We start from the raw sequence: 15,485 nt of genomic DNA, 5'->3' as shown, positions 1-15,485 counted from the left end.
CACCCGGCTCCTTATTTCCCATTCAGTGCTTTTTCGACTTCCCCTTTTGCATGGGCAGCGAGCATGTGATCACTCTGCACCTTCAGTGCTTTATTGAAATAATCGAGGGCTGCTTCGGCTTCTTCTTTATAAATGCAGATCACGCCGAGGTTGTAGAAAGCATCCGCATGTTCCGGAACTATATCAAGAAGCGCCTTTAATACCCGTTCCGCTTCATCGAATTGTTCATTCTGTGCAAGACAGAGGCCGAACTGAAACTGAATGTCCACATCGTTCGGATCTATTTCGGCTGCCCGGGACAGATAGGGAAGAGCCAGCTTGTGATAATCCTGCTGAACGAGACTCATTCCGAGCAGAAAATAAACGTCCGCTTCATCCAGCCCTTTTTCGATCGCCTGCAGGAATTGATTCTGGGCTTTCGTAAAACTATCCTGTTCATAATACACATTACCGAGACCGTAATAAGCGGTGGCTGCAGTATCATCCAGCGAAATCGCACGTTCAAAAAAACTTTCTGCCCTTTCGTATTCCTGCATATGCAAAAGCAGATTTCCGAAGTTTATATAGCCGAGCGGCTCCCCGGGATTCTCCTCAATAACATCCGTAAACAATTTCGCAGCTTCCTCAAATTTCTGTTCCTGCATCCGGTCGATGCCCTGTTGCAGTTTATCCATGCCGATACTCCTTTCTTTTATGTAGGAAAAAAGCCATGCCGTATAACTACATGGCTTCCCTCTATTAACCGACGTGTTGCATCGGTTCCTCGTTCTTTTCGACTTCATCGATTGTGGCTCCTCCGAGACACACTTCGTTATCGTACAGAACAACTGCCTGGCCCGGTGTGATAGCGCGTTCCCGTTCATGGAACACAACTTTGATCCGGTTGTCCGTCAAAGGATGGACGGTGACTTTGGAGTCTTTCTGACGATATCGGAACTTGGCTGTACATTCGAATGAATCTTCGGGCACGCGATTGTCCGTCCAGTTCATATCCACAGCAATTAAAGAATCGGAATAAAGCGCTTCGTGGTCAAAGCCCTGACCGACGTAGAGAATATTTTCGCTTACGTTTTTGCCGACGACGAACCACGGATCACCCGCACCGCCGATGCCGAGACCCTGACGCTGTCCGAGCGTATAATACATAAGACCGTCGTGCTCACCCTTAGTTTCCCCTTCCAACGTCTCCATTTTACCGGGTTGGGCAGGCAGATACTCGCTCAGAAATTCCTTGAAATTCCGTTCTCCAATGAAACAGATGCCCGTCGAGTCTTTCTTTTTGGCCGTTGCGAGTCCGTTTTCGAGGGCGATTTCCCGCACCTCCGGCTTCGGTATATCTCCGAGCGGGAACATAACTTTAGTCAGAGCTTCCTGGTCCAGCTGGTTCAGGAAATACGTCTGGTCTTTGTTCTCATCCACGCCCCGCAGCATTTCCACTCGTCCGTCCCGCTCCCGGACACGTGCATAGTGACCGGTAGCCAGATAATCGGCTCCAAGAGAGAGAGCATGGTCGAGAAAAGCTTTGAATTTAATTTCTTTGTTACACATTACATCCGGGTTCGGTGTCCGTCCGGCTTTGTATTCATCAAGAAAATACGTGAATACTTTATCCCAGTACTGTTTCTCAAAATTCACTGCATAATAAGGGATATCAAGCTGGTTACAGACACGGATGACGTCTTCATAGTCTTCCGTAGCGGTACACACGCCGTTTTCGTCCGTGTCGTCCCAGTTTTTCATAAAAATGCCCACAACGTCATACCCCTGCTCTTTCAAAAGAAGAGCAGCCACGGATGAATCGACCCCGCCACTCATTCCGACAACAACCCGTGTGTCTTTCGGTTCTTTCATTAAGGATCCCTCCTATTTGTTTAATCTTCTGTAAATGGAAGCCACCCGTCGAGCAGCTTCTTTTACGTTCGTCTCGTTGTTCGCTGCTCCGAAACTGAAGCGTATGGAATTTCTCATACGTTCCGGATCATCAGGAAACATAGCGCTCAAAACGTGGGAAGGTTCAAAAGAACCGGCAGTACATGCGCTTCCGCTTGAAGCGGCTACTTTTTCCAGATCAAAATTCGTAAGCATCGTCTCTACGTCCATATTATGAAAACTGATATTGACGATGGCAGCTGTCGTATTCTGTCCGTTCACCTCGAACGACACTTCTTCCTCTTCAAGGACCGACAGGAACGATTTTTTGTAGTTTTCGTACTGCGCTACATGCTCTTCCCGATTCTCTTCCATCATTTCCATCGCTTTTTCAAGACCTTTCACAGCCTGAACGTTTTCCGTACCGGCCCGACGTTTCCGTTCCTGTTCCCCTCCGTAAGTCATCGGAGTGAGAGGTACACCTTCCCGGGCGAAAAGAAAGCCGATGCCCTTCGGTCCATTAATCTTATGGCCGGAAAATGCAAGCAGGTCCACAGCCGTCTCCCTTACATCAATGTTCTCGATTCCAAGAGCCTGAACTGCGTCCGAATGAAAATAGGCCGGATGATTTTTCAAAGCTTCTCCGATCTCTTCCACGGGCTGCCGCACCCCTGTTTCATTATTCACCATCATAACAGAAACAAGCACTGTATCCTCGCGGAGTGCTTCTTTAACAGCTTCGGCCGTTACCGCTCCGTCCGGTTCCGGAGCGACGTACGTCACGTCAAACCCCTGTTTTTCCAAAGCAGCCACGGCGTGGAGCACAGCGTGATGTTCGATGGAGGTGGTAACGACGTGACCTTCACCCAATTCTTCGGTCACACCGAAAATCGCAAGGTTATCAGCTTCCGTTCCACCGCTTGTGAAAATGATTTCTTTTTCCCCGGCTCCGATAGAGGCAGCCACCTTCCGTCTCGCTTCGTCCAGCACCTGCCGTGCTTTTCTTCCATACTGGTGGATGCTGGAGGGGTTTCCGTATACTTCCCGGTAAACAGGTACCATAGCTTCAATCACTTCGTCGTGTACTGGCGTCGTGGCAGCATGATCAAGATAAATTGCTTCCATAACTGATTTCCTCCTGGTCTTAAATGTAGAACATAAACTCATCCTGTGTCTGTTCTCCGGTATGATTCTTCAAATCTTCCAGAGTAGTCGTGTCAAGCACTTCCCTGACCGCATCCCTGATCCGCAGCCACAGCGCCTGTTTTGCCGGTTCCTCTTCTTCGATTCCTTCAACAGGGGTGATCGGTCCTTCCAGAACTCTGATCACATCTCCTGCCGTAATTTCGTCGGGACGATCCTTAAGCATATAGCCCCCATAAGCACCGCGCACGCTTTTCACGAGGCTGGCGTTTCTGAGAGGAGCGATAAGTTGTTCAAGGTAATGTTCGGATAAGTCGTTGTCTCTCGCAATCTGCTTGAGAGACACGGGACCTTCCCCGTATTTTCTGGCCAGTTCAATCATTATCGTAAGACCGTAACGTCCTTTGGTCGATATTTTCATTCTTCTCACCCTTCTTCATAAAAAACTTCAACAAACGTTTCGCCATAGGCAGGCTGTATCCTACCATTGTACCGAGCATAAGTGCTATAAATACTGTCCCTACACCTACCGGTCCCTGCAGCAGCCATCCGAGGACCGCCACGGATACTTCCATCACGTTTCTGGAGGTGGAGATCTTCCAGCCAAGCACATCGGAAAGCATCAGCATAAAGCTGTCCCTCGGACCCGCACCTAGATCAGGAGCTACATAGATTCCTATCCCGAACGCCATAATCAGCGTTCCGAGCGCGAAAACGGTGATCTGCATTGCAAGTGTCTCGGGTTCTACAAGCATCCAGTTAAATATATCTATGAATACGCCAATCAGAATCATATTTAAAATAGTCCCGAGTTTCGGCAACTGCCTGTAAAAAATGGAGGTGGCGACTACGATAGTTATCCCCGCGATTATCGACCACGATCCTATCGTAAGTCCGAGCTGCTCGTACAATCCGTAATGGAACACGTCCCACGGGCCGATACCAAGAGCCCGGCCCTGGATTGTAAGAGAAATTCCGAACGCCAGAATAATGAGACCGATGGTGAAAAAAGACCATCGTAACTTTTTATTGTCCATAGTTTTCCGCATAATTAATCCTTCTCCCTATTTTACCACACGCCATTATACCATGAAGGGTGGAGTGCTTGCATTTTTTCTGTACAAACTCTACGATTATCGTATATTACCTACACCAAGGAGGACATAATGAGTCAACAACCACTGGCATTTCGAATGAGACCTGCACACATAGAAGACATTATCGGCCAATCACATCTCGTGAGCGAAGGGAAAACGTTACGGCGAATGATCGATTCCGGAAGACTTCTGTCAATGATTCTGTACGGTCCGCCCGGCACCGGAAAAACTTCTCTCGCTACAGCTCTTGCCAAGAGCTTGTCTCTTCCCTATAAAATATTGAATGCGGTGACGGATAAGAAGAAGGACATGGAAGTAGCTGTAGAAGAGGCGAAAATGCACGGAGGGATGGTGCTTATTCTGGACGAAGTTCACCGGCTCGATAAAGCCAAACAGGACTTCCTTCTCCCTCATATAGAAAAGAATACTATCACATTGATAGGCTGTACCACAAGCAATCCCTACCACTCCATAAACCCTGCAATTAGAAGCCGGGTCCATCTCTTTGAACTTGAGAAACTGTCCCTCGAAGAAGTGAAGGAAACGATCGGACGTGCTGTAGACGCCGAAGAAGGACTGGCCGATCTTTCTCTTGATATTTCCGAAGAAGCTCTCAATCACTTTGCGCTGGCTTCAAATGGAGACTTGAGAGGGGCTTTGAACGGTCTTGAACTTGCCGCTTATTCAACGAAGGAAGATGAAAATGGAGTTATATCAATCGACTTGAGTGCTGCGGAGGAATCGATGCAGAAGAAAAGTTTTTCTCACGATAAAGACGGGGACGCTCACTACGACGTATTATCCGCTTTTCAGAAATCGATTCGCGGGAGTGACGTCAACGCTGCTCTTCACTACCTCGGAAGACTGATAGAAGCCGGAGATCTCGAGAGTATCGCCAGAAGACTTGTTGTCATCGCCTACGAAGACATAGGAGTCGCCAATCCTCAAGCCGGACCGAAAGCTTTATATGCGGTACAGGCAGCGGAACGCCTCGGCTTTCCCGAAGCGAGAATTCCCTTGGCGGTAGCCGTGACGGACTTATCACTCTCACCGAAATCAAACAGCGCATACAAAGCACTCGATGCAGCTATATCAGATATTAAAAAAGGAAAAAGCGGGGAAGTGCCTGATCACTTAAAAGATTCTCACTATAAAGGAGCGGAATCCCTCGGACACGGAGTCGATTACAAGTACCCTCACAATGCACCGGCGGGATGGGTCAATCAGCAGTACCTCCCGGATGAAATTAAGGACAGGCGCTACTACGAGCCGAAATCGAGCGGTAAATATGAGCAGGCACTGCAGAAAGTTTACGAAAATATAAATCAGCAAAAGAAAAAATAGGACAGCTGTAAGTGTTGAGCTGCAAACTAAAAACCCGACTTAAAAAGTCGGGTTTACTTACATTAAAAAAATCAATCCCGATCGTGCCGTCGTGTCATGAGTTTTGAACCCGCTACTGGCAGGTGGGTGTCCTGTTCTGCATTTCTTGAGTCCTCTAAGTATAAATATACAACGAGGCATTCATTCCATGCAGAAACTTCGGACTCCCTTCTCATAAATGTTCGGTCAAAACGTACAGTTTTACAACGAACACATCAGGATTGATTTCTTTTACTTTGTATTCAAATCATAGCATAGATGTATAAGGTTATCAAGGAATCTTATTTCTTTTTATTCAATTTCAAGTGCAGTTCCTCCAACTGTTTCCCGGCAACTTCAGACGGCGCGTCCGTTAAAAGATCGGAAGCGGAAGCCGTTTTAGGAAACAGAATCGTGTCACGAAGGTTTTGACGATGGGCGAGAATCATGATCAGCCGGTCCAGTCCGAAAGCGATTCCGCCATGAGGAGGTGCTCCGGAATCCAGTGCCTCCATCAGGAATCCGAATTGCTCTTCGGCTTCTTCCCTTGAGAAACCGAGAGCTTCAAACATTTTTTCCTGAAGTTCGCGCTTATGAATACGAAGCGATCCTCCTCCAAGCTCATATCCATTCAGTACAATATCGTAAGCTTCAGCCTGTACACTCTCCGGGCGGTCGAGAAGATGCTGTTCATCTTCAGCCGCCGGCATAGTGAACGGATGGTGGGCAGCGTAGTACCTTCCATCTTCTTCATTGTATTCAAACAGCGGCCAGTCCACCACCCAGAGAAAGTTGAAACTGGAACGATCGATAAGGCCGAGACGGCTGGCCAGCTTCTGCCTAAGTGCTCCAAGGCTTTCCTGAACCACTCCCGATTTATCTGCTACGAACAGCAGCAGGTCATCATCTTTGGCGTTTAAAGCTTCTTTAAGAGAAGAGGCTTCCGGCTCGCCGAAAAATTTAGCTATGGGACCGGTGATTTCCCCGTCCTTGATTTTCATCCAGGCAAGCCCTTTCGCTCCGTAAACCTTCACCTCTTCGGTGAGCTGGTCTATATCTTTCCGGGAGAACTGATCAGCCTGCCCTTCCACATTAATGGCACTCACCTGACCACCCGAAAAGACGGCTTTTTCAAAAACCTGAAAACCGCTCTCGGAAACAACCGAAGAAACGTTAACGAGCTCAAGTCCGTATCGAGTATCCGGTTTATCGGACCCGTATCTTTCCATAGCTTCCATATAGGATAGTCTCGGGAAAGGAGTATCGATCTCTATCCCTTTCACTTCTTTCATGACCGCTTTCATCATACCCTCTGTCATGCGCATAATGTCTTCTTTTGTTACGAAAGAAGCTTCGATGTCCACCTGGGTGAATTCAGGCTGACGGTCCGCCCGGAGATCTTCGTCCCGGAAACACCGGGCGATCTGATAATATTTTTCAAATCCGCTCATCATCAGTAATTGCTTGAACAGCTGAGGGGACTGGGGCAGAGCGTAAAATCCGCCGCCATGGACACGGCTCGGCACAAGGTAATCCCTTGCCCCTTCCGGTGTACTTTTAGTCAGAATAGGTGTCTCCATCTCCAGAAAATTATCGCTGTTGAGATAGTCGCGGATGACCTGTGTCGTTTTATGACGGATGAGAAATGTCTCCTGCATCTCACTTCTCCTCAGATCGATGTAGCGATGTTTCAATCTTACATCTTCTGCAACGTCCGTATCGTTCTCGATCATGAAAGGAGGAGTTTTCGCTTTGTTTAAAACCTGAACATCTGTCGCTACCACCTCGATACTCCCGGTAGCTACCTGTTCGTTGACGGTGCTCTCATCCCGCTGCACCACTTTCCCTTCCACTTCGAGGACGTACTCGCTGCGCACCGATTCCGCTACCGCCAGTGCCTCTTTGGACGTTTCCGGATTAAACACCACCTGCACGATACCGGAACGGTCCCGGAGATCGATGAAAATAAGACCTCCAAGATCCCTCCGCTTCTGCACCCATCCTTTCAGTAATACGTTCTCTCCTTTGTGTTCTTGCCGTAACGATCCGCAAGACGTACGCTCCATTCTCTATTCCTCCTTCATTTTCTTCAGCTCAGCCATAACATTTTCAAGAGAGACTTCTTTCTGTTCTCCCGTTGCCATATCTTTAACGTTCACCAAGTTATTTTCCACTTCTCTATCTCCAAGAATCAGCACTTTTTTAGCTTTCAGTCGATCCGCAGCCTTAAACTGTGCTTTCATTTTCTTATGGAGATAGTCTTTATCAACGCGAAGTCCTTCCGAACGTAATTTATCCACCAGTTTTACCGCTTCAAGCTCCGGCTTTTCACCGATTGCAACGATATAGCAATCAAGTTCTTCCTGTTTCGGCAGTTCCACTCCTTCCGCTTCCAGAGCCATCAGAAGACGTTCGATACTAAGAGCGAAACCTATACCCGGTGTCTCAGGACCGCCGATATCCTCTACGAGCCCATTATATCGGCCGCCACCGCTCAGTGTTGTGATGGCGCCGAACCCTTCAGCCTCACTCATGATTTCAAAGGCTGTATGATTGTAGTAATCAAGCCCCCGTACCAGATTCGGGTCGACTTCATAATCGATATCCATTGCGTCAAGATAAAACTTCACTTTCTCAAAATACGTTCTCGAGTACTCATTCAGAAAGTCCAGAATAGACGGAGCAGTCTTCATCGCCGGATGATCTCTGTCTTTTTTGCAGTCAAGTACCCGCAGCGGGTTTTCTTCAAGACGGATCTGACAGTCACTGCAAAGTTCCTCTTTGTGAGGAGAGAAGTGGTTCACAAGTGCTTCCCTGTGCGCTTCCCTGCTTTCCTGATCCCCAAGACTGTTTACGATCAGTTTTAACGAAGAGAGACCGAGTTCCTGATATGCTTTCATCGCGAAAGATAAAACTTCGGCGTCTACAGCAGGATCTTCACTGCCAAGGGCCTCTATTCCGAATTGCACGAACTGGCGGGTTCTTCCCTGCTGAGGACGTTCATAGCGGAACATAGGACCGATGTAGAAAAGTTTGGTAGGCTGGTTCGCAAGACCATGAAGTTTGTTCTGTACGAATGAACGTACAACCGAAGCCGTGCCTTCGGGTCTTAACGTTATACTCCGGCCACCCCTGTCTTCAAACGTGTACATCTCTTTTTGCACGATATCGGTGGAATCACCCACCCCGCGCTGAAAAAGTTCCGTATGTTCGAATATCGGCGTGCGAATTTCCTTGTAATTAAAGCGATGCGACAAATCTTTAAGAGTGTTTTCTATATATTGCCAATCCTCTACAGTTCCCGGCAGTATATCCTGAGTCCCTCTCGGCGCATTCATTGCCATAGCCATTCCTCCTGATTCATATTATGAATATTCATTTACTCTTACCGATCAGGGCGACAGAGCCACTAAAAAAAGCCCCGTCCCTTTTTCTGCAATGCTGCAGAAAAAGGGACGGGACTGCCCGTGGTGCCACCCTAATTGAAGATAATTCTTCCACTTTGGACCTTTAACGCAGGCTTTACGTCCGCACCTACCAATAACGTTCGGCACGGCACCTAAGAAACGTCTTTCACCGATGCATCATAGGGAAGTGTTCTCAGCCGTGACACTTCTTCTCTGAACTATGTGGGTACCGGTTACTTTTTCCCTCGATGGTTTTATCTTTAACTGAATTGCTTTCTATCATATAGACGTCCTGTCATTCTGTCAAGACTCACCGCTCTTTGCTGTCCAGAATCAATGTGACGGGACCGTCGTTCACAAGATCCACCTGCATCATTTCTCCGAAACTCCCGGTCACCACAGGGATTCCTTCCCTGCGGACGTAGGCGTTAAATTTTTCATACAGGTCATTGGCCATATCAGGCTTGGCAGCCTGCATGAAATTGGGCCTGCGGCCTTTTCTCGTATCACCGAATAAAGTGAATTGAGATATCGAAAGTATCTCCCCCTCCACGTCCACCGCAGAATAATTCATCTTTTCATTTTCATCTTCAAAAATCCGCAGATGAGGTATTTTTTTCGCCAGATACAGAGCGTCTTCTTCCGTATCTTCCCGGGAAACGCCAAGAAGAACCACGAGACCTTTATCCACTCTTCCCGGTTCTTTCCCTTCTGCCGTAACTTTCGCTTCAGTCGTCCGCTGTACTACTGCTTTCATTTGATTTCACCTCTATTGCATTACTCTCCGCACCGTATATACTTCCTGGATCTGTTTGATTCTCTCCACTATCTTCCTGAGATGGGAAGTATTCTGAATCAGTATTGTAATATTGATTGTAGCCATCTTATTGCGGTCGGACCTTCCCGAAACCGCCGTAATATTCGTTTTCGTTTCGTTGACAGCCTGTAACACTTCATTGACAAGACCTCTCCGATCATACCCCCAGATCTCGAGATCCACGTGATACTGTTTGCCGTTATCTTCCTCTTCTTCCCACTTAACAGGCAGGAGACGGTCTTTAGCTTCTTCGGTCTTGACGTTCGGGCAGTCGGTCCGATGCACGGAAACACCGCGGCCTTTCGTTATATATCCGATGATTTCGTCACCCGGAACCGGACTGCAGCACTTGGCTAAGCGGACGAGCAGATTGTCGACCCCTTCCACTACGACCCCCGCATCTTTTTTCACGTTGGGCTGTTTTTTTAAGTCTTTTTTGTTTACATTGGCTACCGTATCTTCCAGAGCCTCCTGCTTTTCTTTCTCACGCCGGATTCTCTCCGTAAGACGGTTTGCTACCTGAATTGCAGTGATTCCCTGGTATCCTACCGCTGCATACATATCATCAAGCGAGGTGAAATTGAATTTATCGAGCACCCGCTGAATATTATCCTGTGTCAGTACCTCTTTCGGAGACAGTTGAAGATTCTTTATTTCCCGTGCCACTGCGTCCCGGCCTTTGGAAATATTCTCTTCCTTGCGCTGCTTCTTGAAAAATTGTTTGATTTTATTTTTTGCCTGGGAAGTCTGGGCAATATTCACCCAGTCTTCAGAAGGACCGTAGGAATGTTTCGAAGTCATCACTTCTACGATATCTCCGGTTTTCAACACGTAATCAAGAGGCTCCATTTTGCTGTTCACCTTGGCACCTATAGTCTGGTTACCGATTTCCGTGTGGATCCGGTATGCAAAATCAAGAGGGTTCGAACCGTACGGCAGTTCGATAACATCGCCTCTCGGAGTGAAGACGTAAACCATATCGGAAAACAGATCCATTTTTAAGGATTCCATAAATTCTTCCGCATCGTGGGTCTCGCTCTGCCATTCCATAATTTCACGGAACCAGGACAGTTTTTCTTCAAAAGACTGGGTGCTGCCGGACTGTTTCCCTTCTTTATAAGCCCAGTGGGCAGCAATGCCGTATTCGGCGATTTCGTGCATATCATGTGTTCTGATCTGCACTTCGAGAGGATCACCTTTCGGACCGATGACTGTCGTATGCAGAGACTGATACAGGTTTGGCTTCGGCATGGCGATATAATCCTTGAAGCGTCCCGGCATCGGCTTCCAGCATGTGTGTATAATGCCCAATACTGCATAACAGTCTTTAATGCTGTTTACCAGAATGCGCACGGCAAGCAGATCGTATATTTCGTTAAACTGCTTGCTTTGCAGAACCATTTTTTTGTAAATACTGTACAGATGCTTCGGGCGGCCATCCAGATCAGCCTCTATGTCCACATTATCGAGCTCGCCCCTTATCTGATTGATGACTTCATCCACGTAGTGCTCCCGCTCGTTTCTCTTCTGCTTCATAAGGTGCACGATACGGTAATACTGCTGGGGATTCAGATATCGCAGTGCTGTATCTTCAAGTTCCCACTTGATAGTTGAAATACCGAGACGGTGAGCGAGAGGTGCAAAAATCTCCAGAGTTTCGTTGGAAATTCTCCGCTGTTTCTCGGCCGGCAGGTGCTTGAGAGTCCTCATGTTATGAAGTCTGTCAGCAAGTTTAATCAGAATGACACGAAGATCCTTCGCCATTGCGACGAACATCTTCCTGTGATTCTCCGCCTGCTGTTCTTCTTTAGACTTATATTTGATTTTTCCTAATTTAGTCACTCCGTCCACGAGCATAGCGACTTCCTCATTGAAAGTCACCTTCAGATCTTCCACCGTTACGCCTGTATCCTCCACCGTATCATGAAGAAAGCCGCTGGCTATCGTTTCAGCATCGAGTTCCAGATTGACGAGGATCCCGGCTACCTGGACCGGGTGTATGATATAAGGCTCCCCTGACTTTCTATACTGATCACGATGTGCCCAGGCAGCATATTCATGGGCTTTCCGAATAAATTGTAACTCGTCTTCATTCAGATAATGTCTTGCCCCATCAATCACTTCTTCCGCAGTCAACACATTATCATTCGCCATAACAATCACCCTGATTTCTATATGTTGAATTATCTTTTACTGAAATGCTGAACATAACCTCCGCCTTTCCAAGGGAAATGATAGCAAAAGAGCGCCCTTACAGAGGGCGCACTCTTCTACTCGTATTGCATTAGTGTCAGTACATCGTATCCTTCGAGCTTGTCTCTGCCGTTCAGGTATTGAAGCTCGATGAGAAAGGCACACCCTGCCACTTCTCCGCCCAGCTGCTCCACCAGATCTATAGTTGCTTCAATTGTACCTCCGGTAGCGAGCAGGTCGTCGATGATAAGTACGCGCTGGCCGGGTTTTATTGCATCTTTGTGTATAGCCAGGATGTCCTGGCCGTATTCCAGACCGTAATCCACTTCAATCGTTTCCCGGGGAAGTTTTCCTTTCTTACGAATCGGGGCAAAACCTATTTCAAGAGCGTAGGACACAGGGCACCCTACTATAAAGCCACGGGCTTCAGGACCTACTACGATGTCGATGTCGCGCTTTTTGGCATAAGTCACGATGTCATCCACAGCTGCTTTAAAAGCAGGACCGTTATCCATGAGGGGAGTGATGTCTTTAAACTGAACTCCCTCTTTCGGCCAGTTTTCAACAATTGCTATATGTTCTTTATAATCCATATCTTATTTCCTCCTTGACTTCCGCCCCTGTAATTTGCAGCCGGGTTTCCATCCAATCTTTCAATTCTTTATATGTCGAATAGTATAGTACTTTTTCAACTTCCATCTGCTCCTGTCTCGCCTGGAACGTCCGGGATTCTGTCAAGCTTTTCTGTTCGGGTTGTGTGTTCATAAACAATTGACCATCTTTTATTGTAACAAAACCCAAATCAAAAAACACGTTACAAATGAATTTTATCGAATCGACTTTCCATCCCTTGTGCCTTGCGAGAAGAGCCGAATCTTTTTCAAGGTCAAACGTTTTTTTCTTTTTCAGCATTCCATAAAAGTACTTGAAATGCTCCCGGGACGGCAGCGTCTGCATAAATGCATCGTCTCTCAAAGAGTAGACGGCGTAAATACGCTCAGGTGATACCTCCCCGAGGAGCGCATTCAGATCTTCAAGCCGTTCGGGGAGATCGATTAAAATCAATATACTGTAATCCTTGACCCTGCTGTCGTTGAACCCGATCACCGGTAACTCTCCCGGCCCTTCCGTCTGCAACCCGAAAGTGACACAGGCGGCTTCGTCTCTCTGGAAGGACGGTAAAGACTTCTGCAAATGTTTCGTTCCTCTCCAGTCGAACAGCTGCCACTCTTTCACTGCAATGTCTTCCACCATCAGCTGTGGTTTCCTCGTTCCGTTCCATTCGTTGATACTCAGCTGCCCCACCATATCTATCGGGGACTGAGGAGCGATTGAGTGATACGCTTCTCCCTGTCCGAACGCGATAGCATCTAGACGGGAACCGTTCTGCTCCAGCGTTACTTTCATATGATTCTTTTTGCTGCCTATCAGCCTCAATTCCTTCGCCCTGCTTCTGACGTGGAAGTACGGTTTAGGATTAGCCATTCCGAATGGCCGTAACTGATTGACGAATTCTATCTGCTGTAATGACACTTCACTGAGATCGAGACTCATCGTGACAGGTAGTGACTGACCGTAGTCCTCCGGCGCAAGTTTTTCTCTCGCCAGTCGGGACAACTCTTCTCGTAGCGAAATTATATTGTCCTCCGCCAGTGTCATGCCTGCAGCCTGGGAATGCCCACCGAAGTGAAGAAACAGTTCCCTGTGCTCCATGCAATTTTCAAACATATCATAGGCATCTATACTTCTGGCGGATCCTTTTGCCTGACCTTTCTCCTTATCAATGGTAAGAACAATCGCAGGCCTGTCGAATTTCCTCACAAGCTTGGAAGCGACGATACCGAGCACTCCGGCATTCCAGCCTTCCCTGGCCACCACAATCACTTCATCTTTCACATCTTCCCCGAGCAGTGCCTCGGCTTCGTCAGCTATTTCCTGAACAATTTTCTGACGCTCTTTATTCAGTTCCTGAACGAACCCGGCCAGTTCCTGTGCCTCTTCTTCATCCCTGGTAAGTAAAAGATCCACGGCAGGAGAAGCATCCTGCAGGCGACCGACTGCGTTCATTCTTGGACCTATCATAAATCCGACCGCTTCTTCGTCTACGTCTCCGTCTATGCTATTCAAATTTTTCAGTTGACGAAGCCCCGGACGCCTCGTCTTTGTAATAGCCTCAAGTCCGAAGGAAACAAGTATCCTGTTCTCATCTTCAAGTGGCACCAGGTCGGCGACCGTTCCTATAGCTACAAGATCGAGCAGGTGAACCGGCTTCTCTTCCAGAAGAGCGTGGGCGAATTTGAACGCCACCCCGACTCCTGCCAGTTCCTGAAAAGGATACTGGAGAGAAGTTTTCGGATGCAGAATCGCAAATGCCTCAGGCAGTTCGTTCTGAACTTCGTGGTGATCCGTAATAATGAGATCGATCCCCAATTCTTTTGCAACTTTCGCTTCTTCCACAGCGGCTATACCATTGTCCACTGTAATTATAAGCGTGTATCCCTGTGCGGAGGCCCATCTGAATGCATTTTCGTTTGGACCGTATCCTTCCGTAAACCTGTTAGGAATATAAAAGTCGCATTCCGCTCCGAGCGATCGCAGACACTCCATCATTAACGCTGTCGAACTGACACCGTCCGCGTCATAATCCCCGAAAATCAGAATGGGCTCTTCGTAATGGATAGCCTCTTTGACCCGGTTCACAGCTTTCCGCATTCCGTTTATGAGAAAAGGATCATGTAAATCAGCAAGCGCCGGGTGCAAAAACCTGCTTCTTTCCTCTTCCGTATGCAAGCCGCGCTGCTCCAATAATTCATTTATCAATTCCTGCCTATTGGCAGAATCCGAACTGTATGTAAAATCCCATTTCATTTTACTTTTTAACATAACGACACCCCTGACCCGTTAATTATACTAAAGGCCGGGGGTGTGAACAACCATATTACCTGTCCTTATGTTTATCCGGGTTATCGTCCAAGTCTTTATCCTCATCTTTTTCATTAGCGGTTGGCTCTTCCGGTGCATTCTCCGTGTCATTTTGCATTTTTTTCTCCAGAGAACGGTAATTCTGTTTCAGCCGGAAATACCGGAGTGAGCCCACGGAAGCAGTTATAATTCCACCCATCAGTACGGAGATGAGGATCACAAGTATGAGGGGAGCCTCTCCGGAGCCGAATAAATAATCCACTTGCACAGGGTCCACGTTAATGACTGCAAATATAGCTACTAAAAGAGCAAATATAATGGCCAGTATAATGTAAGTCTGTCCCTTCACGACAGCCACCTCCTTTCCTCTGTAGTATACCCCCACGGAAAGTGATTCAATCAAAAAACAGGTAAGCCCGGCCCTCCTTTTTCCAGCGAATAGAAAGAGTAAGTGTCATCTGTCGGCTTTCCTTCCTTTCGTAAGCTGTGAAACGGAACGAAGGTAACGTTTATGCCGGAATCGTGACATTCACCGCTCCTTCATACCTCTCAACGTCACGAAAAGAACGTTATCCTTACCTTCGCATCTGAAGGGAAGGAAAACAGGCTTGCTCCGGGAAGAGGTGTCTAATCCATCTCCCCTTACTCGTAAGAAATACAAAAACCGAACACAAG

Annotated in this window: 13 protein-coding genes, 1 other RNA gene and 1 other annotated feature; of the genes, 1 reads left to right on the top strand and 13 read right to left on the bottom strand. The window is 47.5% G+C overall.

What is annotated here, in order from left to right:
* Positions 1–11: 11 nt before the first annotated feature.
* The 5 genes from BLU03_RS04860 to BLU03_RS04840 form a co-directional block, all read right to left on the bottom strand.
* Complete coding sequence (locus tag BLU03_RS04860) at positions 12–674, bottom strand: tetratricopeptide repeat protein (protein ID WP_093106065.1); 663 nt, start codon at positions 672–674, stop codon at positions 12–14.
* Positions 675–738: 64 nt separating this feature from the next.
* The gene (mnmA, locus tag BLU03_RS04855) at positions 739–1,851 is read right to left on the bottom strand and encodes a tRNA 2-thiouridine(34) synthase MnmA (protein ID WP_076569836.1); all 1,113 of its coding nucleotides are present in this window, start codon (positions 1,849–1,851) and stop codon (positions 739–741) included.
* A 12-nt stretch (positions 1,852–1,863) separates the two neighbouring features.
* On the bottom strand, positions 1,864–2,994 hold the full coding sequence (locus BLU03_RS04850; protein WP_076569833.1) for a cysteine desulfurase family protein: 1,131 nt from the start codon (positions 2,992–2,994) through the stop codon (positions 1,864–1,866).
* Between the two features lie 19 nt (positions 2,995–3,013).
* Positions 3,014–3,433 (bottom strand): cysteine metabolism transcriptional regulator CymR, encoded by a 420-nt coding sequence (gene cymR / locus BLU03_RS04845; protein WP_008588689.1) that lies wholly within the window; start codon positions 3,431–3,433, stop codon positions 3,014–3,016.
* Positions 3,387–4,061, bottom strand: a complete 675-nt coding sequence (locus BLU03_RS04840) for a YczE/YyaS/YitT family protein (RefSeq protein ID WP_093106062.1) — start codon at positions 4,059–4,061, stop codon at positions 3,387–3,389. The genes cymR and BLU03_RS04840 overlap by 47 nt, the downstream gene beginning before the upstream one ends.
* Positions 4,062–4,178: 117 nt before the next feature.
* On the opposite strand from BLU03_RS04840, the gene BLU03_RS04835 reads away from it, so the two are divergent.
* Positions 4,179–5,453 carry a replication-associated recombination protein A gene (locus BLU03_RS04835; protein ID WP_008588687.1) on the top strand — a complete coding sequence of 425 codons (1,275 nt, stop codon included), beginning with the start codon at positions 4,179–4,181 and terminating at the stop codon, positions 5,451–5,453.
* A gap of 70 nt (positions 5,454–5,523) precedes the next feature.
* Here the strand turns inward: BLU03_RS04835 and ssrS are convergent.
* The 8 genes from ssrS to BLU03_RS04795 form a co-directional block, all read right to left on the bottom strand.
* A non-coding RNA gene (gene ssrS, locus BLU03_RS04830) (6S RNA) lies at positions 5,524–5,717 on the bottom strand.
* Positions 5,718–5,773: 56 nt separating this feature from the next.
* Positions 5,774–7,537, bottom strand: coding sequence for an aspartate--tRNA ligase (gene aspS, locus BLU03_RS04825; protein WP_008588683.1), 1,764 nt, complete (start codon positions 7,535–7,537; stop codon positions 5,774–5,776).
* A 3-nt stretch (positions 7,538–7,540) separates the two neighbouring features.
* Positions 7,541–8,815, bottom strand: a complete 1,275-nt coding sequence (hisS, locus tag BLU03_RS04820) for a histidine--tRNA ligase (protein WP_093106060.1) — start codon at positions 8,813–8,815, stop codon at positions 7,541–7,543.
* A 104-nt stretch (positions 8,816–8,919) separates the two neighbouring features.
* Positions 8,920–9,136, bottom strand: a binding site (T-box leader).
* Between the two features lie 52 nt (positions 9,137–9,188).
* A complete protein-coding gene (gene dtd / locus BLU03_RS04815) occupies positions 9,189–9,635 on the bottom strand; it encodes a D-aminoacyl-tRNA deacylase (RefSeq protein WP_008588680.1) in 447 nt (148 codons plus the stop codon).
* Between the two features lie 12 nt (positions 9,636–9,647).
* Positions 9,648–11,849, bottom strand: coding sequence for a RelA/SpoT family protein (locus tag BLU03_RS04810; RefSeq protein ID WP_093106057.1), 2,202 nt, complete (start codon positions 11,847–11,849; stop codon positions 9,648–9,650).
* A gap of 116 nt (positions 11,850–11,965) precedes the next feature.
* The gene (locus BLU03_RS04805; protein ID WP_076569821.1) at positions 11,966–12,481 is read right to left on the bottom strand and encodes an adenine phosphoribosyltransferase; all 516 of its coding nucleotides are present in this window, start codon (positions 12,479–12,481) and stop codon (positions 11,966–11,968) included.
* A complete protein-coding gene (gene recJ / locus BLU03_RS04800; RefSeq protein ID WP_093106054.1) occupies positions 12,471–14,771 on the bottom strand; it encodes a single-stranded-DNA-specific exonuclease RecJ in 2,301 nt (766 codons plus the stop codon). Before recJ ends, BLU03_RS04805 begins: the two co-directional genes overlap by 11 nt.
* A gap of 55 nt (positions 14,772–14,826) precedes the next feature.
* Entirely contained in the window at positions 14,827–15,159 is a 333-nt protein-coding gene (locus BLU03_RS04795; protein ID WP_076570201.1) for a LapA family protein, read from the bottom strand.
* Positions 15,160–15,485 lie beyond the last annotated feature (326 nt).

Source organism: Salimicrobium album, from assembly GCF_900107115.1.
Lineage (GTDB): Bacteria > Bacillota > Bacilli > Bacillales > Halobacillaceae > Salimicrobium > Salimicrobium album.
The sequence above is the reverse complement of the archived record's forward strand: the minus strand, read 5'-3'. Positions and strand labels throughout refer to the sequence as shown.